General features: G+C 74.6%; 23 protein-coding genes. 16 read left to right on the top strand and 7 right to left on the bottom strand.

All coding sequences use genetic code 11. From position 1 onward, the window contains the following. The first annotated feature begins 124 nt into the window (after positions 1-124). The 3 genes from VM242_05975 to VM242_05985 are packed head-to-tail and all read left to right on the top strand — an operon-like array spanning position 125 to position 3,092. Positions 125-1,486, top strand: coding sequence for a CAP domain-containing protein (locus VM242_05975; protein HVM04700.1), 1,362 nt, complete (start codon positions 125-127; stop codon positions 1,484-1,486). Between the two features lie 56 nt (positions 1,487-1,542). Then, positions 1,543-2,706 (top strand): glutamate--cysteine ligase, encoded by a 1,164-nt coding sequence (locus VM242_05980; GenBank protein HVM04701.1) that lies wholly within the window; start codon positions 1,543-1,545, stop codon positions 2,704-2,706. A gap of 20 nt (positions 2,707-2,726) precedes the next feature. Then, positions 2,727-3,092: a hypothetical protein gene (locus VM242_05985; GenBank protein HVM04702.1), complete on the top strand. Its 366-nt coding sequence runs from the start codon at positions 2,727-2,729 to the stop codon at positions 3,090-3,092. Positions 3,093-3,099: 7 nt separating this feature from the next. Here VM242_05985 and VM242_05990 read toward each other — a convergent pair whose 3' ends face one another. Beyond that, positions 3,100-3,267 carry a hypothetical protein gene (locus VM242_05990; GenBank protein ID HVM04703.1) on the bottom strand — a complete coding sequence of 56 codons (168 nt, stop codon included), beginning with the start codon at positions 3,265-3,267 and terminating at the stop codon, positions 3,100-3,102. Between the two features lie 102 nt (positions 3,268-3,369). Here VM242_05990 and VM242_05995 point away from each other — a divergent pair, with 102 nt between their 5' ends. The 7 genes from VM242_05995 (at position 3,370) to VM242_06025 (ending at position 9,418) form a co-directional block, all read left to right on the top strand. Next, on the top strand, positions 3,370-3,780 hold the full coding sequence (locus VM242_05995; protein HVM04704.1) for a PPOX class F420-dependent oxidoreductase: 411 nt from the start codon (positions 3,370-3,372) through the stop codon (positions 3,778-3,780). Positions 3,781-3,860: 80 nt separating this feature from the next. Next, positions 3,861-5,330: a serine/threonine-protein kinase gene (locus VM242_06000; GenBank protein HVM04705.1), complete on the top strand. Its 1,470-nt coding sequence runs from the start codon at positions 3,861-3,863 to the stop codon at positions 5,328-5,330. 50 nt (positions 5,331-5,380) lie between these two features. Then, the gene (locus VM242_06005; GenBank protein HVM04706.1) at positions 5,381-6,385 is read left to right on the top strand and encodes a PHP domain-containing protein; all 1,005 of its coding nucleotides are present in this window, start codon (positions 5,381-5,383) and stop codon (positions 6,383-6,385) included. A 31-nt stretch (positions 6,386-6,416) separates the two neighbouring features. Continuing rightward, the gene (locus VM242_06010) at positions 6,417-6,635 is read left to right on the top strand and encodes a DUF2905 domain-containing protein (protein HVM04707.1); all 219 of its coding nucleotides are present in this window, start codon (positions 6,417-6,419) and stop codon (positions 6,633-6,635) included. Next, a complete protein-coding gene (locus VM242_06015; GenBank protein ID HVM04708.1) occupies positions 6,632-7,417 on the top strand; it encodes a transglutaminase-like domain-containing protein in 786 nt (261 codons plus the stop codon). Before VM242_06010 ends, VM242_06015 begins: the two co-directional genes overlap by 4 nt. 250 nt (positions 7,418-7,667) lie before the next feature. After that, positions 7,668-9,080, top strand: a complete 1,413-nt coding sequence (locus VM242_06020) for an ammonium transporter (GenBank protein HVM04709.1) — start codon at positions 7,668-7,670, stop codon at positions 9,078-9,080. Further along, complete coding sequence (locus VM242_06025; GenBank protein HVM04710.1) at positions 9,080-9,418, top strand: P-II family nitrogen regulator; 339 nt, start codon at positions 9,080-9,082, stop codon at positions 9,416-9,418. The genes VM242_06020 and VM242_06025 overlap by 1 nt, the downstream gene beginning before the upstream one ends. A gap of 622 nt (positions 9,419-10,040) precedes the next feature. On the opposite strand, the gene VM242_06030 is transcribed toward VM242_06025, so the two are convergent. Together VM242_06030 and VM242_06035 are read right to left on the bottom strand one after the other, a co-directional pair. Continuing rightward, positions 10,041-11,606, bottom strand: a complete 1,566-nt coding sequence (locus VM242_06030) for an AMP-binding protein (GenBank protein ID HVM04711.1) — start codon at positions 11,604-11,606, stop codon at positions 10,041-10,043. Positions 11,607-11,627: 21 nt separating this feature from the next. Continuing rightward, entirely contained in the window at positions 11,628-13,058 is a 1,431-nt protein-coding gene (locus VM242_06035) for an FAD-dependent oxidoreductase (protein ID HVM04712.1), read from the bottom strand. Between the two features lie 23 nt (positions 13,059-13,081). Between VM242_06035 and VM242_06040 the strand changes: the two genes are divergently transcribed. Further along, positions 13,082-13,510, top strand: a complete 429-nt coding sequence (locus VM242_06040) for a GNAT family N-acetyltransferase (GenBank protein ID HVM04713.1) — start codon at positions 13,082-13,084, stop codon at positions 13,508-13,510. A 47-nt stretch (positions 13,511-13,557) separates the two neighbouring features. Here the strand turns inward: VM242_06040 and VM242_06045 are convergent, their stop codons facing one another. Further along, positions 13,558-14,472 carry a hypothetical protein gene (locus tag VM242_06045; protein ID HVM04714.1) on the bottom strand — a complete coding sequence of 305 codons (915 nt, stop codon included), beginning with the start codon at positions 14,470-14,472 and terminating at the stop codon, positions 13,558-13,560. Positions 14,473-14,539: 67 nt separating this feature from the next. On the opposite strand from VM242_06045, the gene tyrS reads away from it, so the two are divergent. Beyond that, positions 14,540-15,811, top strand: coding sequence for a tyrosine--tRNA ligase (tyrS, locus tag VM242_06050; GenBank protein HVM04715.1), 1,272 nt, complete (start codon positions 14,540-14,542; stop codon positions 15,809-15,811). Positions 15,812-16,005: 194 nt separating this feature from the next. On the opposite strand, the gene VM242_06055 is transcribed toward tyrS, so the two are convergent. Together VM242_06055 and VM242_06060 are read right to left on the bottom strand one after the other, a co-directional pair. After that, positions 16,006-16,644 carry a hypothetical protein gene (locus VM242_06055; GenBank protein HVM04716.1) on the bottom strand — a complete coding sequence of 213 codons (639 nt, stop codon included), beginning with the start codon at positions 16,642-16,644 and terminating at the stop codon, positions 16,006-16,008. A 12-nt stretch (positions 16,645-16,656) separates the two neighbouring features. Continuing rightward, complete coding sequence (locus tag VM242_06060) at positions 16,657-17,079, bottom strand: HIT family protein (GenBank protein HVM04717.1); 423 nt, start codon at positions 17,077-17,079, stop codon at positions 16,657-16,659. 25 nt (positions 17,080-17,104) lie between these two features. Here VM242_06060 and VM242_06065 point away from each other — a divergent pair, with 25 nt between their 5' ends. From VM242_06065 to VM242_06080, 4 genes are all read left to right on the top strand, one after another. After that, positions 17,105-17,542 (top strand): DUF3151 family protein, encoded by a 438-nt coding sequence (locus tag VM242_06065; protein ID HVM04718.1) that lies wholly within the window; start codon positions 17,105-17,107, stop codon positions 17,540-17,542. A 44-nt stretch (positions 17,543-17,586) separates the two neighbouring features. Then, on the top strand, positions 17,587-20,574 hold the full coding sequence (gene pruA / locus VM242_06070) for an L-glutamate gamma-semialdehyde dehydrogenase (protein HVM04719.1): 2,988 nt from the start codon (positions 17,587-17,589) through the stop codon (positions 20,572-20,574). Positions 20,575-20,785: 211 nt separating this feature from the next. After that, positions 20,786-22,036, top strand: a complete 1,251-nt coding sequence (gene ilvA / locus VM242_06075) for a threonine ammonia-lyase IlvA (protein HVM04720.1) — start codon at positions 20,786-20,788, stop codon at positions 22,034-22,036. 52 nt (positions 22,037-22,088) lie between these two features. Next, positions 22,089-22,889 (top strand): alpha/beta hydrolase, encoded by an 801-nt coding sequence (locus VM242_06080; GenBank protein ID HVM04721.1) that lies wholly within the window; start codon positions 22,089-22,091, stop codon positions 22,887-22,889. A 57-nt stretch (positions 22,890-22,946) separates the two neighbouring features. Here the strand turns inward: VM242_06080 and VM242_06085 are convergent. After that, positions 22,947-23,232, bottom strand: a 286-nt coding sequence (locus tag VM242_06085; protein ID HVM04722.1) for a hypothetical protein, incomplete at its 5' end; no start/stop codon positions are given.

Here is a 23,232-nt window from a genome sequence, read left to right on the forward strand (position 1 = left end):
GCGCGTCGGTCCGCGGGCTGCTCCGGGTCGCCACAGAGGGGAGCCGCACGCGCCGATGCCGCCGGGAGGACGAGAACGCCGACGCACAGCCGCCGAGTGGCGACCCCGGGTGGCGGCGGGGGCGTTGGCCGCGGTCCTGGTGCTGGCCTTCACGCTGCCCGAGCTGGCGACCGCCGGACCGGCCGCCGGCGTGGTGCTCAGCGCCCGGGCCGACGCCGGGCTGCCGGCCGTCGCCGAGCACGACGGTCTCGACTCCGTGGCGGCCAGCCACGCCGCCACCATGGCGGCCAGGGCGTCGCTCTACCACCTGCCCGGCCTGGCCGACGCCATCGGGGCGGTGGTGCCCGACTGGACCCGAGTCGGCCAGAACGTGGGCGTCGGCGCGTCGATCGGCGAGGTCGAGGCCGGTCTGCTGGCGTCGGCCCCGCACCGGGCCAACATCCTCGGGGACTTCACCCTGGTCGGCACGGGGGCGGTCACCAGCGCCGACGGGCGGGTGTGGGTGGCCCAGATGTTCGCCAAGACGGCGGCCGCGGCGACCGCGGCGCCGGCGGCGGTGGCGCCCGCTCCGGCGGCTGCTCCGGCTGTACCGAGGGCGTCCCGGTCGGCGCCGCGCACGCCGCCTGCGCCGCGGCCGGCGCCCGTCCGGCCCCCCGAGGCGGCGCCCGTCGCTCCCGTCACCACGCGCGGGATCGTGGCCGCCGCCTCGGCCCGCGTCCGGCGCTGGGGCCTGCCCACGCGCGGCGGGTACTGGCTGGCCAGCGCCGACGGCGGCGTGTTCGCCTACGGCCGGGTGCCCGTTTTCCCGTCGCTCGCCGACGCCGCCCTCAACGCGCCGGTCGTGGCCCTGGTCCCGCTCAAGGGCGCCAACGGGTACTGGCTGGCGTCGGCCGACGGCGGCGTGTTCGCCTTCGGCGCCGCGCCCTACCTCGACTCGCTGGCCGGTCGCCCGCTGAACGCCCCCATCGTCGCCATGGCGGGCGCGGCAGACGAGAACGGCTACTGGCTGGCCGGGGCGGACGGGGGGGTCTACGCCTTCGGCTCCGCTCCGTACCACGGCGGCCTGGGCGGCGCCGGGACGGGCGCCGCGCCGATCGTCGCCCTGGCGCCCACCCCGTCGGGACAGGGGTACTGGCTGGTGGCGTCGGACGGCGCCGTGTACGCCTTCGGCGACGCGCCGTACCTGGGCGGGCTGACCGGCCGGTCGGGCTCCGGTCGCGTCGTCGGCCTCGAGCCCACCCGTACCGGGGACGGCTACCTGCTGGTGTCGGCCGACGGCGGGGTCTTCGCCTTCGGCGACGCCCACTTCGCCGGCTCCATGGCGGGCCAGGCGATGAACGCGCCGGTCACGGCCGTCGACCTCACGGCGAGCGGCCGCGGCTATCGACTCGTGTCCGCCGACGGCGGGGTCTTCGCCTTCGGGGACGCCCGCTTCGCCGGCGCCGTCGCCGGCCTCCCGCTCAACCCCTGGCTGCCGCGCCACTGACAGAACGGCCCGGTGGGCGGTCCGGAGCCCCCGGCGGGCTGTAGCAGACTCCGGCGGTGCACATCCCGTTCCAGCCGTCGCAAGGCGCCACCCTGGGCGTCGAGATGGAGCTGGAGGTGGTCGACGGGCGGACCCGCCAGCTCCACGGGGCGGCGTCGGAGATCCTCGACGTGCTGGGCCGGGGCCGCCCCGGCGGCGCCCACCCCAAGGCGAAGCACGAGCTGCTGGAGTCGACGGTCGAGATCATCACCGGCATCTGCTCGACGGTGGCGGAGGCGCGCGCCGACCTGGAGGTGACCCTGGCCGAGCTGCGGGCGGAGACGGACCGCCGCGGCCTGGAGCTGCTGTGCTCGGGCACCCACCCGTTCTCCACGTGGGACGAGCAGAAGATCAGCCCCGACCCCCGCTACCACCGGCTCATCGAGGAGATGCAGTGGCCGGCCCGGCGACTGCAGATCTTCGGCATCCACGTCCACGTCGGCGTGCGGTCGGGGGAGCGGGCCGTCGCCATCGCCAACGCCCTGGCGTCGTACATCCCGCACTTCCTGGCCGTGTCGGCCTCGAGCCCTTTCTGGATGGGCGGCGACACCGGGCTGGCGTCCACCCGCTCCAAGGTGTTCGAGGCGCTGCCGACGGCGGGGATCCCGTACCAGATGGACGGATGGGCGGAGTTCGAGCGCTTCATGACGACACTGATCTCGGCCCGCGCCATCAGCTCGATCCGCGAGGTGTGGTGGGACATCCGCCCGCACCCCGACTTCGGGACGGTGGAGCTGCGGATCTGCGACGGGACGCCGACCATGTCCGAGGTGGCGGCGGTGGCCGCCACCAGCCAGTGCCTGGTCGAGTGGATGAACGGGGTCTACGACCGCGAGGGCTCCCTTCCCGTGTCGGCGGCGTGGATCGTCCGCGAGAACAAGTGGCGGGCCGCCCGCCATGGCGTGGACGCGCAGATCATCGTCGACGACGAGGGCCACCTCGTCCCCCTGCGCGACGCCGTCGCCGACCTCGTCGTTCGACTGGGGCCGGTGGCGGCCCGCCTCGGCTGCGAGGCCGAGCTGGGCGACCTGCTGGTGATGGTCGAGCGCCCGAGCTACGTGCGCCAGCGGGAGGTCGTGTCGAACGGGGGGACGCTGGTCGACGTGGTCGACAGCCTGGTCGCCGAGCTCCGCAGCGACCACCCGTGGACGCCGCCGGGCGGTCCCCACCACCAGCATTGAGGGCCTCTACCCTCGTCGGGGTGGACGAGAGCGGCGTGCCGAGCAACGAGGGCCAGGGGGGCGACGGGGTGATCGCCGTGCTCCACGGCATGTTGGCGTCGTTCTCCGAGGCCCTCGACGGCTTCGACCACCGCCTGGCCGCCATCGAGGTGGCGCTCCGGGCGGGCCCCGGCGAGACGACCGAGCGGCTGGCGGCCATCGAGGCGCGGGCCGCCGCCCTCCAGCGGACGCTCGACGAGCTGCGCGTGACGCTGCAGGCGCACGCGGACGAGACCTCGCACTCGCTCGGTCGCCGTGCCGGCGAGGCCGGCCGGCGCCTGGCCGCCGACCTGGGCCTGCGGGGCCGGCCCCGCCCCGGCGGCGGACCGCCGCCGGCCGGCGGTTAGCCGCTCGCTACAGGGCCCGTTCGCCCGCCTCCCACAAGGTGGGAGCGAGCCACAGCAGGAGGCCGACGGGCAACAGGGCGGCCGGGTTGGCGCCCTTCCTGGCGCCGCCCAGGGCGGCGAGGAGGAAGCAGCCGGCGGCGGCCAGGTAGAGCAGGAACTCGACGGCGGGGTCCATGGCCGCCGAGTCTGGCGCAGCCGACCGCACCGGGGGGCGACCCCGGGTGGGCCGCGGCGCCGGCGCTGGTCGGCGGGCGCCGGCGGGTGGCAGGCTGGCCCGATGGACATCGAGCAGGCACGGGCGTTCCTCGCTGACCACCACCGCGCCGTGCTGATCACCCTGCGCACCGACGGGCGGCCCCAGGCCTCTCCCGTGATGGCCGCCGTCGACGCCGACGGCAAGGTGGCGATCAGCACCAGGGAGACGGCGATGAAGACGAGGAACGCCCGCCGCGACCCGCGCGTGTCGCTGTGCGCCCTCTCCGACGGGTTCGTCGGTCCGTGGGTCCAGGTCGACGGGAGGGCCGAGATCGTCCCGCTCCCCGAGGCCATGCAGGGGTTGATCGACCTCTACCGCCGGGCGGCCGGCGAGCACCCCGACTGGGACGACTTCCGTGCCGCCATGGACCGGGAACGCCGGGTGCTCCTCCGCATCGATATCGAGCGGGCCGGTCCGGAGCGCAGCGGGTGAGCGTCCCCGGCGCATCCGAGGCGCATCGCGGCGAGCGCCCCGGGGTACGGGTAGCCGCAATGGGATCGGCGGAGGTACCGGTGAGGGCCCGCCTTCTGGGCGGGCGCTACCGCCTGGGGCCGCGGTTGGGCCGAGGCGGCATGGCGGAGGTCTACGAAGGCCACGACGAGCGGCTCGACCGGGCCGTGGCCGTCAAGGTGCTGCGGCCCGAGATGGCGGCGGACACAGGCGTCCGCGAGCGGTTCGAGGCCGAGGCCCGCTCGGCCGCCCGCCTCTCCCATCCCAACGTGGTGGCGGTCTTCGACACCGGCGAGGACGAGGGGACGCCGTACCTGGTCATGGAGCGCCTGCCCGGGGAGACGCTGGCCGACCGCATGGCCGCCGGCCCGGTGGACCAGGCGTGGCTCCGGCGGGTGGCGGGCGACGTCCTCGGCGCGCTCGGTGCCGCCCACGCGGCCGGGCTGGTGCACCGCGACGTGAAACCCGGCAACATCCTTCTCGCCGCCGACGGGTCCGCCAAGGTGGCCGACTTCGGCATCGCCAAGAGCCTGGAGCTGGCCGGCGACCTCACCGGCACGGGGCTTTTGGTCGGGACGCCCGCCTACCTCGCCCCCGAGCGCCTGGAGGGCCGACCGGCCACCGAGCGGTCGGACCTGTACGCCCTGGGTGTCGTCCTCTACGAGGCGCTGGCGGGCACCAAGCCGTTCGTCGCCGACACGCCGGTGGCGATGGCGCAGGCCGTCCTCCACGACGTCCCGCCCCGGCTGGTCGACCTGCGACCCGACGTCGAACCCGACCTCGCCGCCGCCGCCGAGCGGTCGATGGCACGGGACCCGTCGTCCCGCCCGGCGTCGGCGCGGGAGATGGCGCGCCTGCTCGCGGGCGACGACCCGGCCGGCGACGACCCGGCGGGCGACGACACCGTTGCCCTGGTGCCCACCGCGAGCCCCGATCCGTCCGGCGCCGGCGGGCCGGGCGACGCCACCCTGGTCGGAGACCCCGGCTTCGCCGCCCCGCCGCCTGCCCCGGCGCGGCAGGTGGGCGCCGGCCGCCGGCCGTTCGCGCCCAGACGCCTCGCCGTCCTCGCCGTGTTGTTGCTCGGCGTGTTCCTCGTCGTCGCCCTCGCCGCCGGGCGGGGCTCGGACGACGCCTCGGCGGGCGACGCCGTGGTCACCGCCTTGCGGGACCTGGCCGGTCGTGTCCGCACCGGCGACGGGCCGATGGGGCCGGAGGCGGGCGACCGGCTGGAGAAGGTCGCCGACCAGGTGGAGGCCGGTGGCGGAGCGGGGGAGGCCAACGCCCTGCTGCGCGACGCGGCCCAGTGGAGGGCCGAGGGCCGCCTGTCCGACGCCGCCTTCCGCGCCATGAGCGCGTTGCTCGGCCGCATCGACGGCGTCGACCCGTCGCAGGCGACCACCACCACGGCGGCGACGACCACCACGACCACGACCACGACCACTGCACCGCCCCCGGCGACGGACGACGACGACGGCGGCGGCGGGGACGACGACGACGACCGCGGCAAGAAGAAGGGCAGGGGCAGGGACTGAGCCGGGAGGACACGCCCCCGACGGCGCCGGGCCCACGGCCGCTCGGTCCGGTGGAGGCCCTCGAGCGGATCGCCGAGCTGCTCGAGCGCATGCGCGAGCCGACCTACCGCGTGCGCGCCTTCCGCACGGCCGCCGCCTCGGTGAAGGCCCTGGGGCGCGACGAGCTGGCCGGCCTCGCCGCCACCGGCCGCCTGCGCAACCTGGCCGGCGTGGGGGAGAAGACCGAGCGGGTCGTCCTCCAGGCGCTGGCCGGCGAGGTGCCGTCCTACCTCGCCCGGTTGGAGGGGGAGCTGCCCGACACGACCACCGGCCCCGGAGCCGAGCTGCGGGCGGCCCTTCGGGGCGACTGCCACACCCACTCCGACTGGTCGGACGGTGGCAGCCCGATCGACGAGATGGCCCGGGCCGCCCGCGACCTCGGGCACGAGTACGTCGCCCTGACCGACCACTCGCCCCGCCTCACCGTCGCCAACGGGCTCTCGCCCGAGCGGCTCCGCCGCCAGCTCGACGTCGTCGCCGAGCTCAACGAGGACCTGGCGCCGTTCCGGATCCTCACCGGCATCGAGGTCGACATCAACGAGGACGGCTCCCTCGACCAGGAGCCGGAGCTGCTGGCCCGCCTCGACGTGGTGGTGGGGAGCGTCCACTCCAAGCTGCGGATGGAGGCGCCCCTGATGACGGCGCGGATGGTGCGGGCGCTGGCGAACCCCCACCTCGACGTCCTCGGCCACTGCACGGGCCGGATCGTCGTCGGACGCGGCCGCCCCGAGTCGACGTTCGACGCCGCCGCCGTGTTCGCCGCCGCCGTGGAGCACGACAAGGCCGTGGAGATCAACAGCCGACCGGAGCGGCTCGACCCGCCCCGGCGCCTGCTGCGCCAGGCGGTGGAGGCCGGGTGCCGTTTCGCGGTGGACACCGACGCCCACGCGCCCGGCCAGCTCCACTGGCAGCCCTACGGCTGCGCCCGGGCCGCCGAGTGCGGCGTCGACGCGACACGCGTCGTCAACACCGCGGGAGCGGACGCGCTGGTGGCGTGGACGGCGTCGCACGAATGACCACCGGGTCGCGGTGGGTACGATCCCGACGATGGACGCTTCTCGGATCGGACGCGCGCTCCTGATCGTGGCGCTCGTCGCCGGCGTCGCCGGCGGGCTGCTGGTCGCCGCCTCCGCCCTCGGCCTCCGTCGCCTCCCCGGTGACGTGTCGTTCGGCAAGGGCAACGTGCGTGTCTACGTTCCGCTGGCCACGAGCATCCTGGTCTCGGTCGTCGCCACGGTGGTCCTCAACCTGCTGTTCCGCCGATGATCGACGCCACCGAGCGCTTCGCCGAGGTCGTGCGCCGCCCCGAGGCGGACATCCCCCTCGACGAGGCGGCGCTGCTCATCGCCGCCCACGCCTACCCGGACCTCGACGTGGGAGCCCAGGTGGGCCGCCTCGACGGCCTCGCCACCGGCTGCGCCGAGCCGACGGTCGAGGCGCTGCGCCGCCATCTCTTCGACGAACTCGGCTTCCGCGGCGAGGCCCGCCGCTACGGCGACCCGCGCAACTCGTTCCTCAACGACGTCATGGACCGCAAGGTGGGCATCCCGATCTCGCTGTCGGTGCTCACCATCGAAGTCGGCCGGCGGCTCGGCCTCACCCTGGTCGGGGTGGGCATGCCCGGTCACTTCCTGGTGCGCCACGAGGACGGCGGCGAGATCCTCGACCCGTTCGGCGGCGGGCGCACCCTCGACCCCGACGACTGCCAGCGGCTGTTCCGCAACGTCCACGGCCCGGGGCCGGCCTTCGGGCCCCAGATGCTCGCCACCGCCGGCCCGCGGGCCATCCTCGTGCGGATGCTCACCAACCTGCGGCACCTCTACCTGTCCGCCGGCGACGCGCCGTCGTCGGGTTGGGTGTACCGCCTCCGGGCGGCCGTCCCCCCCGAGACGGCCGCCGACCGGGCCGACGTCGCCCGCGCCCTCGCGTCCATCGGGCGCTTCGTCGAGGCGGCCGAGACGCTCGACGAGCTGGCCGACCAGATCTCGGGCGACGGCACCGGCCAGGCCCGCGCCCGCGCCGTCTCCCTCCGCGCACTGCTGAACTAGTCCACGTCGTCTCCCCGGGCCGGGGAACTCGAAACAGCGTGTTCACGGGACAGAGACGGCGTCGACACACAGCCGTCGTACGGTCGCCGGCAGTGAGCCCCGAGGGCTGGTCGGCGGTGTCACACGGCGCGAGGGGCCCGATGCCACCCGTGGGCCTCGGCCTCCCTGCGCCCGTGCTCCCGACCGTCTCCCCGTGGCCCCGTGGCATCTCGCCGGCGGCGAAGCGGAGCACGACGAAAGGACGGCAGCGGTGAAGCGAACGAGAAGGTGGGCCCTCGGCGGGGCGCTCACGACCGGCCTCCTCCTGCTCAGCAGCGAGGCGGCCTGGGCCCAGGAGGCGACCATCTCGGCCGAGGACGTGCAGACGAACCTGGACAACGTCTTCGTCCTGGTGGCCGCCGTGCTGGTGATCCTGATGCAGGCCGGCTTCGCCCTGGTGGAGGCGGGCCTCACCAGGGCCAAGAGCGTGGCCAACATCATGATGAAGAACCTGATGGACTTCAGCGCCGGCGCCGTCGCCTTCTTCGCCGTCGGCTACGCCATCGCCTTCGGCGCCGACGGCAACGACTTCTTCGGCGCCGGGGGCTGGTTCCTCGGCGACGGGGCGTTCCAGTACGGCACGCTGACGGTGCCGGTGACGTTCCTCTTCCAGGTGGCCTTCGCGGCGACGGCCGCCACCATCGTGTCCGGCGCCATGGCGGAGCGGACCAGGTTCAAGAGCTACTTCATCTACTCGATCGTCCTTTCCGCCCTGATCTACCCGGTGGTCGTGCACTGGAACTGGGGCGGCGGGTGGCTGGCCCAGCTGTCCACGCCGTTCCACGACTTCGCCGGGTCCACCATGGTCCACCAGACCGGCGGCGTCGCCGCCCTCATGGGGGCCATCTTCCTCGGGCCCCGCATCGGCAAGTACGGTCCCGACGGCAAGCCCCGGGCCATCCCCGGCCACAGCATCCCCTTCGCCGTCCTCGGCACGTTCGTGCTGCTCGTCGGCTGGTACGGCTTCAACCCCGGCTCGGAGCTGGCGGCCGACGGCGCCATCGGCGGCATCGCCGTCACCACCACCCTGGCCGCCGTGTCGGGCGCCATCATGGCCATGCTCACCATCTGGGCCAAGACCGGGAAGCCCGACGTGGCCATGACGGCCAACGGCATGCTGGCCGGGCTGGTGGGCGTCACCGCCGGGTGCGCCGCGGTCAGCAACGTGGGTGCCATCGTCATCGGTGCGGTGGCCGGCGTCCTCGTCGTCGCCGCCGTGTTCTTCTTCGACCGGGTCCGCGTCGACGACCCGGTCGGCGCCATCTCGGTGCACGGCGTGTGCGGCGCCTTCGGCACCATCGCCGTGGGCCTGTTCGCCACCGAGGACTCCGACTTCTGGAAGCAGGGCCTGCTCTACGGCGGTGGCACCGACCAGCTGGTCAGCCAGGTCATCGGCGTCGTCGCCGTGGGCGCCTTCGTGGCGGTCACCGCCGGCATCCTCTTCGCCGTCATCAAGGCCACCGTCGGGCTGCGGGTCTCGGAGGAAGAGGAGCTGGCCGGGCTCGACGTGCCCGAGCACGGCGTCCCCGGTTACGGTCCCGACATCACCCCAGTGCTCAGGCCGACGCCCCTGGTCGGCGACCGGGCGGCGGCGTCCGTGCCGACGGCGGGAGCGACCCCGTGATCAAGCTCGTCACCGCCATCATCAAGCCCCACATGCTCGAGTCGGTGAAGGACGGCCTGAAGAGCACCGGCGTGCAGGGCCTCACCGTCACCGAGGTGAAGGGTTTCGGCCGCCAGGGCGGCCACACCGAGACCTACCGCGGCGCCGAGTACACCGTGGACCTCATCCCCAAGCTCAAGGTCGAGGTCGTGTGCTCCATCGACGACGCCGAGCGGGTGATGGACGTCATCCGCAAGACGGCCCACACCGGCAAGATCGGCGACGGCAAGGTGTGGATCGTCGACGTCGAGCGCCTCATGCGGGTCCGTACCGGGGAGATGGGCGAGGAGGCGATCTAGCCCATCCATCCCATCTGGCGCCGGGCGGCCTCCCTGCGGCATCTCGCCCGGCACGCCGCAAGGCGGGCCGTCTGACCAAATGAGCGGGCCACCTACGGTGGTCTGTTCCGGAAAGCCTGGTCGGCGACGGGTCAGCGCCGGACCAATGGATTTCCCGTGGCCTCTCTCGCGGCACCCGGGGCATTTCGCCGGACTTCACACGCCAGGTGTCGGTCGGTGCCGCCGACTACGTCGTGCTCAGGGATGCGGGCAGGCGCCACCGCCCTGCGGGCCCGCATGCTTCGAGTTGCCGTGACATGGGCGATCGTTGGTACCGGGCTTTTCGGCCATGGCCGGTGTGGCAAACCCAGCGGTCAAGACCCCGGCGATGAGAGCTGCAGCGACCTTGCGTACCAGTCGATCCATCGAACCTCCCAACGTAGCCTTGTAAAGGAGAATGAAAGGTGCGAACCGGCTTTTCAAGCGCGGACCTCGCATTTTGTGATCGAGTTTCTCCCCCGAAGTCGTCGACTCTGCTATTCCGGCGCTCCATTGGCGCGCCAAATCACGCCTATCGGTCGTCCCGGTGTGCTCTGCTGCGGTCCTCCGCAGCCAGCGAGATGTCCCGCCCGCCGCAGCCGGTTCAGCCGACGGCGGCGCTCGGCGCCTCCCTGCCGGCGGCCGCCCAGTACCGGTCGCGCAGCAGGCGCTTGTAGAGCTTGCCCGTCGGGTGGCGGGGCAGCTCGGCTTCGAAGTCGACCGACCGGGGGCACTTGTAGGCCGCCAGGTGCCGGCGGCACCAGGCGATGAGCTCGGCCTCCAGCTCGGGGCCGGCGTCGCCCGGGTCGGCCGGCTGGACCACCGCCTTCACCTGCTCGCCCAGGTCGTCGTCGGGGATGCCGAACACGGCGGCGTCCAGCACCCGGGGATGGGTGACCAGGACGTCCTCGGCCTCCTGGGGGTACACGTTCACGCCGCCGCTGATGATGGTGTAGGCGGCCCGGTCGGTGAGGTACAGGTAGCCGTCCTCGTCGACGTAGCCGATGTCGCCCAGGGTCGTGCGGCCCCGGGCGTCGTGGGCGGCGGCCGTCTTGGCGGGGTCGTTGTGGTACTCGAAGTCGGGACCACCGGCGAAGTACACGCGGCCCACCTGGCCGGGCGGAAGCTCCTCGCCGTCGGGGCCGAGGATGTGCAGGGTGGGGCCGCCCAACGAGCGCCCGACCGTCCCCCGGTGGGCCAGCCACTCCTCGGAGTTGCAGGCGACGAACCCGTTGGCCTCGGTTCCGGCGTAGTACTCGTGGACGATCGGCCCCCACCAGTCGATCACCGCCTCCTTCACCGCCACCGGGCAGGGGGCGGCGCCGTGGACGCAGCAGCGCAGGCTGGACACGTCGAAGCGGGCCCGGTCCTCGTCGGCCAGCTTCACCAGCCGGACGAGCATGGTGGGCACGACGAGGGTGTGGGTCACCCGGTGGCGCTCGACCAGGGCGAGGAACTCGACGGGGTCGAAGTGCTCCATGACCACCGCCGTACCGCCGATTCGATGGACGGCCATGGTGAACCACAGCGGGGCGGCGTGGTACAGCGGCGCCGGCGACAGGAACACCATGTCGGGGTCGTAGCCGTAGAGCATGGTGCCGAGGCCGAGCACCGAGTCGAAGCCCTTGGTGCCGAGGGGAACCCGCCCCAGCTCCTTCTTCACGCCCTTGGGGCGACCGGTCGTCCCCGACGAGTAGAGCATGCTGCGCCCCTCTAGGGGCTCGGCCGGCGGGTCGGCCGACTGGGCGCCCACCACCTCCTCGTAGGGCTCGAAGCCGTCGACGACGCCGCCCACCATGAGGCGGGTGTGCAGCCCGGGGAGGCGGTCGACGACCTCGGCGGCGACCCGGCGGCACTCGTACGAGGTGACCAGGGCCCGGGCGCCGCAGTCGTCGAGGATGTAGGCGACCTCGCCGGCCGTCAGCCGGGAGCTCATGGGCGTGTAGTACAGGCCCGACCGCTGGGGCGCCCACGCCACCTCCAGATAGGTGGCGTTGTTCTCCATCCACAGCGCCATGGAGCCGCCGGGCCCGAGCCCGCGGGCGTGCAGGAGGTTGCCCAGCCGGTTGGCCCCGGCGTCGAGCTCGCCGTAGGTGACCACGGCACCCGACCGGGCCATGATCACCGCCGGCTTGGCGGGGTCGGTGGCGGCGTGCGCTCCGGGGTGCATGGGCGGAAGGGTAGGCCGCGCCTACGCCGCCCCGGCAAGGCGCTGGAGCAGCTCGGCCCGGTCGGGACCGAGGCGGGGCGGCGGCGGCCGGTCGCCCCGCGACTGCCACGCGGCCATCACCCGCATCACCACCTCGGGGTCGCGCATGAGGGCGTCGGGCGGGTCGAGGAGGTTGAAGGTCCGGATGAAGGCCCGCCACACCAGCGGGTCGGTGCCGGCGGCGGGCAGCAGCCCGTGGCGCATCAGCGACCCGACGCCGACACCGCCGCTCTCGTCGTCGTCCCCGTCGTCGCTGCGGGCCCGCCGGTCATGGCGGTCCTGGGCCACCGACGCGCCGTACCACGGCCCGATGGTCGACCGGGTGGCCTCGGCGAAGGCGACGGCCGCCTCCACCGGATCGCCGCTGCCGGCCAGCGTGTCGGCCAGGGCGACGGCGTGCACCAGCGCCAGGGCGCAGCCCCGTCCGTAGAGGGGGTTGGTGCAGATGGACGCGTCGCCGACGGCGTGGACGCCGGTGGCGAGCGGGCGCCCGTCCACCGTGAAGCGCCGCCTGCGGTTCACCAGGCCACCCATGACCTCGACGCCGGTGAGGGGCTCGCACCGGCCCGGCTCCACCCACGGACGGGTGGCGGGGAGCTCGGCGGCGAGGGCGGTGAACGGCCCGGGCCGGAGCAGCCGGCGCACGTCGGCGTCGTCGGCATGGACGCCGTAGGTGATCGACAACGTGCCGTTGTCGCCCGGGAAGACGGCGTACTTGAGGTAGCCGAGGTCCCCCACGACGAGGCCGTGGGCGGCGGCGTCGTAGCCACCCTCCACGCGATAGAACCGGGACGAGTAGACGATCCCCGTGTCCTCCTCGGACTCGGGGACGGGGTCGGCGCCGATGTCGGTCAGCCATCGGGGGAGCGCCGACCGGCGCCCGCCGGCGTCCACCACGAGGTCGGCCGGCAGCACGGCCCCGCCGGCCAGGGCCACGCCGGCGACGTGGGGAATGCCGCCGGCGACGTCGCCCGCCACCAGCCCGGTGACCTCGCCGGGCACGAAGGTGACCCCGTCGGCGGCGAGGGCCGACCGGCGCAGGACCCACTCGAAGGTCGTGCGCCGGCAGGCCAGGCCGACCAGGTCCTCGTCGCCCGGCTCCCGCTCCAGGGGGTGCAGGGCGGGCGGCGGGTGGCGGGTGAAGTCGATCTCGGTGACGCCGGCGTCCAGCAGGTCGGCCAGGACGTCGGGGAAGCGGTCGCGGAGAACGTTGCGCAGGCGGGCCAGGAAGGCGTGCGAGTGGCGGGTCTGCGGCGCGCCCCGCCGGCGCCAGTGCTCGAAGGCGGCGTCGGGCGAGTCGGCCGGAGGGACGGCGTCGCGCTCGACGACCGTCACCCGGTGGCCGGCGCGGGCCAGGGCGAGGGCGCTGCCCAGGCCGGCGACGCCCGCCCCGACGACGACGACCTCCGCCACGTCTGCCAACGTAGGCCGTGCGCGTGCGACAGGTGGAGGCAGGGGCGACCCACGACCTGCGCCGGCGGGTGCTGCGCGGGCACCTCCCGGGCGCGTCGGTCGAGTACCCGGACGACGACTGCCCCGGGACCGTCCACCTGGCCCTCGAGGACGCCGACGCTGCGGTCGTCGCCATCGCCACGACCTTCCCGGAGGCCACGCCGCACCGGCCCGGCGCCCGTGCGACCCGGCTGCGGGGCATGGCCGTCGACCCGCTGTGGCAGGGCCGCGGCGTCGGCGCCCGGCTGCTGGAGGCGGTGGTCGACCGGGCCCGCCGGGACGGCTACGAGGTGCTCTGGGCCAACGGCCGTGACGTCGCCCTCGGGTTCTACGCCCGCCACGGGTGGGAGGTGGTGGGTGAGGGCTTCGAGGCCATCGGCCTGCCGCACCACGTGGTCGTGCTCGACCTGTAGGCACCGGCGAGGGCCGCTGCGGCGCGCCGGCGGCGGGTCGGATCGGCTCAGATCCCGGCGATCGATCGGACCTCGGCACGGGGGCCGAAACGCGGCGCGGTGACGCCGGCGGCCACGACCAGGCGGACGACGCGGCCGCGGTGGCCGGCGAACGGCTCGAGCAGCTCGAGCATCCGGGCGTCGTCGCCCCGGGCCTCGCCCGCCAGTGCCCAGGCGACCTGGTGGGGGAGGTGGTAGTCGCCCACCGGGACGGCGTCGCGGTCCCCGAGGGCGACCAGCGCCACCTCGGCGGCCGTCCACGGCCCCACCCCGGGGAGCGCGCACAGGCGCCGGCGGGCGGCGGCCGGAGGGAGCGCGATGAGGTGCTCGAGGGCGGGGGCGACGGCGGCCGCCCGGCGGATGGTGTCGGCCCGCCTGCGCTCGACCCCGAAGGGGTGGAAGGCGTACGACGGCGTCGCCGCCAGCCGCTGCGGCGCCGGCGGCACCAGGAGGCCGCCGTCGCCCGCCGGCCCGGGTGCCCGCTCGCCCAGGCTGCGGACGAGCGCCCGCAAGGAGCGCTCGGCCTCGATGCCGGTGACCTTCTGCTCCAGCACGATCGGCACCAGCGCCTCCAGCACCGAGCCCGAGCGCGGGATGCGGATGCCGGGGAGACGGCGGTCGAGGGCGGCCACGACGGGGTGGTGGTGCGGCTCGAAGCCGGACCGGTCGTCGTCGGCGCCGACCAGGTCGGGTACGGCGTCGAGCGCCTCCGCCCCGCCCGGGCCCCAGGCCCGGGCCCGCACGCCGTGGCGCCCGGGCGTGAGGTGGACGCTCGCCGGTCCCGTGGCCATGCGGGTGACCCGCCACACGCCGTCGGGCCCGATGCGCATCGTGGGGTCGAACCCGCCGTGGCGGAGCGGGGCCAGCGTGCGGCGGAGGTCCAGCGGTCCCGCCACCGCCACGCAGCGCTCCAGGAGGGCCACGGCCGCATGGTACGGCTGCGGAAACGCGCCGGTCGGGCGGGCCGGGGGCGTGGCAGGCTGCGCGGCGATGCCGACGCTGTCCGAGGACCTCGCGTTCCGTGGCCTGATCCACCAGATGACCGATCCGGCCCTGCCGGCGCGGCTGGACGGCGAGCCGCTCACCGCCTACGCCGGCTTCGACCCGTCGGCGCCGAGCCTCCAGCTCGGGAACCTGGTCGGCGTCCTCAACCTGGTGCGCCTCCAGCGGGCCGGGCACCGCCCCATCGCCCTGGCCGGCGGGGGGACCGGGATGGTGGGCGACCCCAGCGGCAAGACCGAGGAGCGCAGCCTCCTGGAGGCCGAGGCGCTGGAGGCCAACGTCGCCGCCATCCGGGCCCAGCTGGAGCGCTTTCTCGACTTCGACGCCGGCGCCCTCCTGGTCGACAACGGCGAGTGGCTGTGGGACGTCGGCCTGCTCGAGTTCCTCCGCGACGTGGGCAAGCACTTCACCGTCAACGCCATGATCGCCCGGGAGTCGGTGAAGGCCCGCCTGGAGGGCCGCGAGCAGGGCATCTCCTACACCGAGTTCAGCTACATGCTCCTCCAGGCCTACGACTTCCTCCGCCTGTTCGACCGGCACGGCTGCCGCCTCCAGCTCGGAGGGAGCGACCAGTGGGGGAACATCGTGTCGGGCGTCGAGCTCATCCGGCGGGTGCGGGGCGGCCAGGCCTACGGCCTGACCACGCCCCTGCTGGTGGACGAGCAGGGGCGCAAGCTGGGCAAGACGGAGACGGGCACGGTCTGGCTGGACGCCGGCCGCACCAGCCCGTACCAGCTGTTCCAGTACCTGCTGAACACGCCCGACGACCGGGTCGGCCCCTACCTCCGAGCCCTCACGCTGCTGCCCCGCGAGCGGGTCGAGGAGCTGGACGCGGTGACGGCCGGGCACCCCGAGCGCCGGGAGGGCCAGCGGGCGCTGGCGCGCGAGGTGGTGACCCTCGTCCACGGCGGGGCGGAGGCGGCCGCGGCCGAGCGGGCCGGGCGGGCCCTGTTCGGCGAGGAGATCGCCGAGCTGGACGAGGCCAGCCTGCTCGCCGTGTTCGCCGAGGCGCCGTCGACCGTTTTGCCCCGCTCGGCGCTGGAGGGCGAGGGCCTCTCCCTCGTCGAGGCGCTGGCGGAGTGCGGGCTCACCCCGTCACGGTCGGCCGCCCGCAAGGCGGTGGAGCAGGGCGGCGCCTACGTCAACAACCGGCGCGCCAGCGGGCTCGACCACCGGCTCACCAGCGCCGACCTCCTGCACGACCGCTACGTCGTCCTCCGCCGCGGGCGGCGGGACCACCACCTGCTCCGGGTCGGCTGACGGCGCCGTGCCGCGACCGCCACGGCGCCATGGCGTGGCAAGGCCGGTGGCCGCACTCGCCGCCGGAGGCGGCCTCTGCGGCTGCGGGCCACCGAGAAAGGACAGTGCGGAGGCGGGCGAGCTCCGCTCGCCCGCCGGAGCACGATCCAACTCGACCGAATGGAGCGAGCGAAGCGAACGAATGAGGTCGAAGACTACGGCGTGGTGACCCGGCAGTTGGCCTGCTGGCCCTGGGTGAAGTAGGTGAACCGGGTGAAGCGCACCGACTCGTACTTCCGCGGGGTCGTGAGCCGGTCGGCCGTGAAGCTGGCACTCGTGCCCGGCGCGATCACCGTGCCGGTGGTGGTGAACCTCACCGTGCGGACGTCGTTGCCCGGGTAGACGACGTCGAGGATGATCTCCTCGACCTCGATGGCCTGGGTCACCTTGTTGTCGACGGTGGCCTCGGGCGTGAACGACGAGTTGATGGCGGTGGTGACGAGGTCCTTGGCCGTGAACGCCACCGACGCCTGGCCCGTCCCGCAGGCCGACGGCGACGCCGACAGCGTGGTCGACGTCGAGCTGGTGGTCGTGGCCGCCCGCGTGGTGGTGGTGGTCGCCGGCCTCGTGGTGGTGGTGGCGGCCGCCGCCGTGGTGGTGGTCGTGTCGCCGGTGACGGGCGGCGCCGTGGTGGTGGTGAAGGGGAACGTCGTGGTCGTGGTGACGGCCGCCTGGTCGCCGTCGTCCTCGTCGCCGATGTTGCCCAGGCCGAAGGCGACGGCGGCGACGCCGAGGGCCACGACGGCGATCACGGCGACGAAGAGGAGGGTGCGTCGGGGACCGGAGAGGTTCACGCCCCTATCGTGTCATCCCGCCGCCAGCGCCGTACGGATCCGCCGTGCGGTCTCCGCCATCTCGCCGTCGCTCGCGTAGCGGTGCCGCGGCCAGAAGAAGCCCCGGAGCCCGTCGCCCTTCGTCCGGGGCACGACGTGGACGTGCAGGTGGGGCACGCTCTGGCTCACGACGTTGTTCAAGGCCACGAACGTCCCCTGGGCGCCCATCGCGGTCGGGACGGCGCTGGCCAGCCGCTGGACGGCGGCGAAGAGGGCCCCGAGCTCCCCGGCGGGCACGTCGACGAGGGTCGGGCGGTGCTCCCGGGGCAGGACCAGGACGTGCCCCGGGAACAGGGGGCGGTGGTCGAGGAAGGCGAGGATGGCCGGCTCGTCGAGCACGACGGCGGCGGGGACGTCGCCGTCGCGTACGCGGCAGAACGTGCAGGCGTCGCCCATGGACGGGCGAGCCTACGATTCCCCCATGTCCCAGTCGCCCGTCAACCTCGGCTCCGGCCTGCCCGAGACCGTCCTGCCGCCCGCGCCCGCCGAGGCGGCCCGGCGGCTGGAGGCGGCCCTGGCCGAGCCGCCCGACCGGCGGCGGGACGCGGTGAGCGCCGTCGCCGCCACCTTCCCCCGGTACCTCGCCGCCTGGGCGCATCTGGGCGAGCTGGCCCGGGACGACGTGGAGGCCTACGCCTGCTTCCGCGTCGGCTACCACCGGGGCCTGGACGCCCTGCGCCAGGCCGGGTGGCGCGGCTCGGGCTACGTGCGCTGGGGCCACGAGTCGAACCACGGGTTCCTGCGGTCGCTGGACGGGCTGCGCCAGGCCGCCGGCGCCATCGGGGAGGCCGACGAGGAGGACCGCTGCCGCCAGTTCCTCCGCCAGCTGGACCCCGAGTGGAGGCCGTCGGCCGGCTGACGGTCCTGCCCCGGTAGGCGCAGGCGGGCCGTACGCTCGATGCCGTGGGCTCTCCCCCCGACGCCGAGGTCGCCGCCCTCGCCCGTCGCATCGCCGACCTGGGCGCGGGGGAGAAGGCGCGGGTCTACAACCTGTCGTGGTGGAGCGAGCGCATGCTCGGGTGGGCCATGGCGCACCCGAGCTTCAAGACCCAGCTGTTCCGCTTCGTGGACGTGTTCCCCGCCACCGGCGACGACGCCGACGTGCTCCGCCACATCGACGAGTACTTCGAGGGCGCTGACGCCCCCAGGGTGATGGAGCTCGGGATCGACCTGGCCGAGCGCATGCCCATGGGCGACAGGATCTCCGCCGGCGTCGCCCGCCGGAACATCGAGCGCATGGCCCAGCAGTTCATCGCCGGGCCGACCCCGGCGGAGGCGGTGTCGGTCCTCCACCGCCTGTGGCGGCAGGGGAGCGCGTTCACCGTCGACCTGCTCGGCGAGAAGACCGTCACCGAGGCCGACGCCGACCGGTACGCGGCGCGGGTGGAGGAGCTGTTGCGGGCGCTGGTGAGGGGAACGGCGTCGTGGGCGCCGGACGACCACCTCGAGCGCGACGACCTGGGCCCGCTGCCCCGGGCCAACCTGAGCATCAAGCCCACCGCCCTGGCGTCGCTCTACTCGCCCCTCACCCGGGCCGAGGGCCTCGCCCAGGCCCGGGCCCGGCTGCTCCCCCTCCTGCGGCTGGCCGCCGAGCACGGGGCGTTCGTGTGGTTCGACATGGAGCACTACGACGTCAAGGACCTGACGCTCGAGCTGTTCCGCGGCCTGCTGGACGAGCCCGAGCTGGCCGAACTGCAGGCCGGCGTCGTCCTCCAGGCCTACCTCAAGGACTCCCGCGACGACCTGGCCGACCTCATCGCCTGGGCGTCCTCGCCGGCGCCGGGCGGCGCCCGCCGGGCCCACCCGGTCGGCATCCGGCTGGTGAAGGGCGCCTACTGGGACTCCGAGACGATCACGGCCCGGGCCGAGGGCTGGCCGTCGCCGGTGTACTCCCGCAAGGCGGAGACCGACGCCAACTTCGAGCGCTGCGTGCGCCTGCTGCACGACCACCACGCGACGGTGCGGGCGGCGTTCGCGTCGCACAACCTGCGGTCCCTCGCCTACGCGGTGAGGTACGCCCAGGCCAACGGCATCCCCGACACCGGCTACGAGATCCAGATGCTCTACGGCATGGCGGAGCCCATCCAGGCCGCCATCCGCCGGCTCGGCCTGCGCCTGCGCATCTACGCCCCCGTCGGGGAGCTGGTCCCCGGCATGGCGTACCTGGTGCGGCGCCTGCTGGAGAACACGTCGAACGAGAGCTTCGTGCGCCACCGCTTCGCCGAGGGGCGCGGGCTGGACGAGCTCATCGCCGCCCCCGCCGTCGACCGCCTGCCCGACCGCGAGGACCCGGCCCGCCGCCCGGCCACCGACCCCGCCGAGCCGGGGCCCTACGCCCACGAGCCACCGGCCGAGTGGCGCCGCCCCGACGTCCGGGCCCGCATGGCTGCGGCCGTGGTGGCGGCGCCGTCCGGCTTCGGCGCAGAGGTCCCGGCCGTCATCGAGGGCAGGCGGGTGACGACGGAGCGCACGATCCAGTCCGTCGACCCGGGGGACCCCGAGACGGTGGTCGCCGTGTCGGCGTCGTGCGGGGCGGCCGAGGCCGACGCGGCGGTCGCCGCCGCCGAGAAGGCGTGGGAGCGGTGGCGGCGCACGCCGGCGGACGAGCGGGCGTCCGTGCTGTTCCGGGCGGCCGAGTGGATGCGCGCCCGCCGCGACGAGTTGTCCGCCCTCCAGGTGTTCGAGGCGGGCAAGCCCTGGGGCGACGCCGACGGCGACGTGTGCGAGGCCATCGACTTCTGCGAGTACTACGGGCGGGAGATGCTGCGCCTCGACGAGGGCGGCGTGGTGGAGTCGCCGCCGGGCGAGTCGAACGTGCTGCGCTACCAGGGCAAGGGAGTGGGGGTCGTCATCGCCCCGTGGAACTTCCCCCTCGCCATCCCCACCGGGATGGTGACGGCGGCGCTGGTGGCCGGCAACGCGGTCGTCTTCAAGCCGGCCGAGCAGACGCCGGCCGTCGCCTACCGGCTGGTGGAGGCGCTGGAGGCGGGGGGCCTGCCGCCGGGGGTTCTCGGCTTCGTTCCCGGCGTGGGCGAGGAGGTGGGCGCCCACCTGGTCGAGCACCCGGGCGTGGCCTTCGTCACCTTCACCGGTTCCAAGGACGTCGGCCTGCGCATCAACGCGGCGGCGGCCGCCTTCCGTCCCGGCCAGCGCCACATCAAGCGGGTGGTGGCCGAGCTGGGCGGCAAGAACGCCCTGGTGGTGGACGCCGACGCCGACCTCGACCAGGCCGTTCCCGCCGTGGCCGCGTCGGCCTTCGGGTACGCCGGGCAGAAGTGCTCCGCCGCGTCCCGGCTGGTCGTCGTCGACGCGGTGTACGACGAGACGGTGGACCGCTTGGTGCGCCACGTGCGCGAGCTGCCCGTGGGCCATCCCCGGGAGATGGCGGTCAAAGTCGGCCCGGTCATCGACGCCGAGGCGTGGAAGCGCATCCGGGGATGCGTGGAGCGGGCGCCGCGGGAGGGGACGGTGCTGCTGGCACGCCAGGACGTCCCCTCCGAGGGGTACTTCGTGGGCCCCACCATCGTGGCCGACGTCGCCACCACCTCGCCCCTGGCCCGCGACGAGATCTTCGGCCCCGTGCTCACGGTCTTCCGGGCCAGCACCTTCGACCACGCCCTGGAGATCGCCGACGACACCGACTTCGCCCTCACGGCCGGGGTGTTCTCCCGCTCGCCCGCACACGTGCGCCGGGCCGCCGCCGAGCTGCGGGCGGGGAACGTCTACGTGAACCGGGGCATCACCGGTGCCGTCGTCGGTCGCCAGCCCTTCGGCGGGTACGGGATGTCGGGCGTGGGCTCGAAGGCGGGCGGCCCCGACTACCTCCTCCAGTTCCTCGACCCCCGCGTCGTCACCGAGAACACCATGCGCCAGGGGTTCGCACCCTCGTAGTCGCCGTCGCAGGTCGCCGTCGCAACCGGAGGTTGCTCGGCGAGTTTGATGGTGCTCCGGCCCGGCCTGTGCCGCCGGGCCTCCGCCCTGACCCCTCCTTGGCCGGCATCCATCGGGGGCCGCCTGCGGCGGCTGGCGTGGCCGCCGGCCTGGGGCCGGCCTCTCAACTGCTCAGGGTGTGTTTGCCCTTACGGCCTAGCATCCTGCTCAAATGGCGGAGCTCCTCACTCCCGATGCGATCGCCCATGCGGCCAAGCGGCTGGCCGGGGTGGTCCGGCGCACGCCGTTGCAGGCGAGCGACCGGCTGGGCGCGGTGGTGGGGCAGCCCGTGCTGTTGAAGCGGGAGGACATGCAGGTGTGCCGGTCCTACAAGGCCCGCGGCGCCTACAACCTCATCGCCTCGCTCGGGCCCGAGGAGCGCGGGCGCGGGGTGGTGTGCGCCAGCGCCGGCAACCACGGACAGGGCCTGGCGTACGCCTGCGCCCAGCTCGGGATCAAGGGCCGCGTCTTCCTGCCGACCAACACGCCCCGCCAGAAGCGCCAGCGCATCCAGACCATCGGTGGCCGGTGGGTCCAGCCCGTCGTCGTCGGCCACTCCTACGACGAGGCCAGCGCCGCCGCCCACCGGGACAGCGAGCGGAGCGGCGCCGTGTACGTCCACCCGTTCGACGATCCCCGCACCATCGCCGGCCAGGGCACCGTGGGCGTGGAGGTCGCCGAGCAGTCCGACGGCGAGCTCGACACGGTGGTCGTCCCCGTCGGCGGCGGCGGGCTGATCGCCGGCATCGCCACGTGGATCCGCGGGCACGTGCCGAACGTCCACATCGTGGGCGCCGAGCCGGCCGGCGCGGCCAGCATGCGGGCCGCCCTCGACGCGGGCGGCCCCGTCACCCTCGACGAGGTCGACACGTTCGTGGACGGGGCGGCCGTGGGCCTGGTGGGCTCGACCACCTACCCGGTGGTGCGGGACCTCGTCGACGAGGTCGTGGCCGTGCCCGAGGGCGCGGTGTGCACCGAGATGATCGACCTGTACCAGACGGAGGGGATCATCGCCGAGCCGGCCGGCGCCCTGGCCAGCGCCGCCGCCCGCTCGTTCCTCTCCCGTGCGCCCGAGGGCCCGGTGGTATGCGTGGTGTCGGGCGGCAACAACGACCTGAGCCGCTATGCCGAGGTCATCGAGCGATCGCTCCTGTACGAGGGGCTGCGCCACTACTTCCTGGTGACCTTCCCCCAGGAGCCCGGTGCCCTCCGCCACTTCCTGGACGAGGTACTGGTCCAGGGCGAGGACATCGTGGTGTTCGAGTACGTGAAGAAGAACAACCGGGAGACGGGGCCGGCCCTGGTCGGCATCGAGCTGGAGCGGGCGGCGGACCTGCCCGGACTGCTCGGGCGCATGGACGCCAGCCCGCTCCACATCGAGCGCATCCCGCCCGGGTCGCCGCTGTTCTCGTTCCTGCTGTAGGAACGGGGGACGCCCGTCCGAGGGCGCCGCCACGTCCGTACATCGGAGCGACATGCCCAACGCCGCCGTCAACGGAGCCACCCTCGAGTACGAGGAGACGGGCACGGGGCCGACCTGCCTGGTCCTCCCCGGGTGGATCGGGGTGGGGCACCAGTACCTGCGGCCCGGGCTCGACTGCCTCGCCCCGCACCTCCGCCTCGTCTACTACGACCACCGGGGCGAGTTCACCGTCGAGCGGGCGGCGGACGACGCCGCCGGGCTGGCGGCCGCCGTCGGGCCCCGACCGGTGCTCCTCCTCGGCCACCACGCCGGGGCCAGCGTCGCCGTCGAGGCGGCGCTGCGGCACCCGGACCGGGTAGCCGGGCTGATCCTGGTGGGCGCCACGCCCGGCGAGCTGGGGGCGAGCGAGAGCCTGGCCGACGCCTTCGAGGCTCCACCCACACCCCCCGAGGTGGAGGTGCTCCAGCGGGTGCCGCCGGGTTCGGACGAGGAGCTGGAGTCGACGATGCGCGGCGTCGAGCCGTTCTTCTTCCACCGTCTCGGCCGGCCGGAGGCGGGCAGCATCTTCGCCCGGGCGAGCTTCTCGGCCGCCGTCTCCCGTGACGCCTACATGCCCCTGGCGTGGTGGAGCGCCGTCGACCGGCTGGAGTCGCTGGCCGTGCCCGTCCTGGTCCTGGCCGGGCGGTCGGACGTCTTCAACGGACCGTTCCAGTCCGCCCGCATCGCCCGCAACGCCCCCCGGGCGACTTCGGTGGTGCTGGAGGAGAGCGGCCACCTGCCGTGGATCGAGGAGCGCGACGCCTTCGTGGGCGCCGTCGCCGAGTGGTTGGGGGCGGAGGGCCTCACCCGCTGATCCGGGCCGGGCGCCCGGGCGGCCGTGCCCTGGCGGCTGCGGCACCGGGCCGGGCGATCAGCGGTAGGCCAGGGCCGGGCGGCGGACCGGGCGGCGGCCCAGGGCCAGGGCGCCGGCGAGGAACATCGCCGTGCCGATGAGTGCCACCTGGAACTGCGTGACGGGGGCGCCGGCCTGGCGCACGGAGGATGCCGGGCGGGCGGCGAGCACGGGCTGCTCGGCGGCGGCGACAGCGAGAAGCTCGACGGGAGCGGCCACCGGGGCGGCCGGCGTCGCCGGCTCGATCGGCGCCGCCGGCACGGCGGCGGGTACGGCCGCGGCCGCGGCGGCGGGGAGCGCCACG

This window comes from Acidimicrobiales bacterium, from assembly GCA_035540975.1.
Lineage (GTDB): Bacteria > Actinomycetota > Acidimicrobiia > Acidimicrobiales.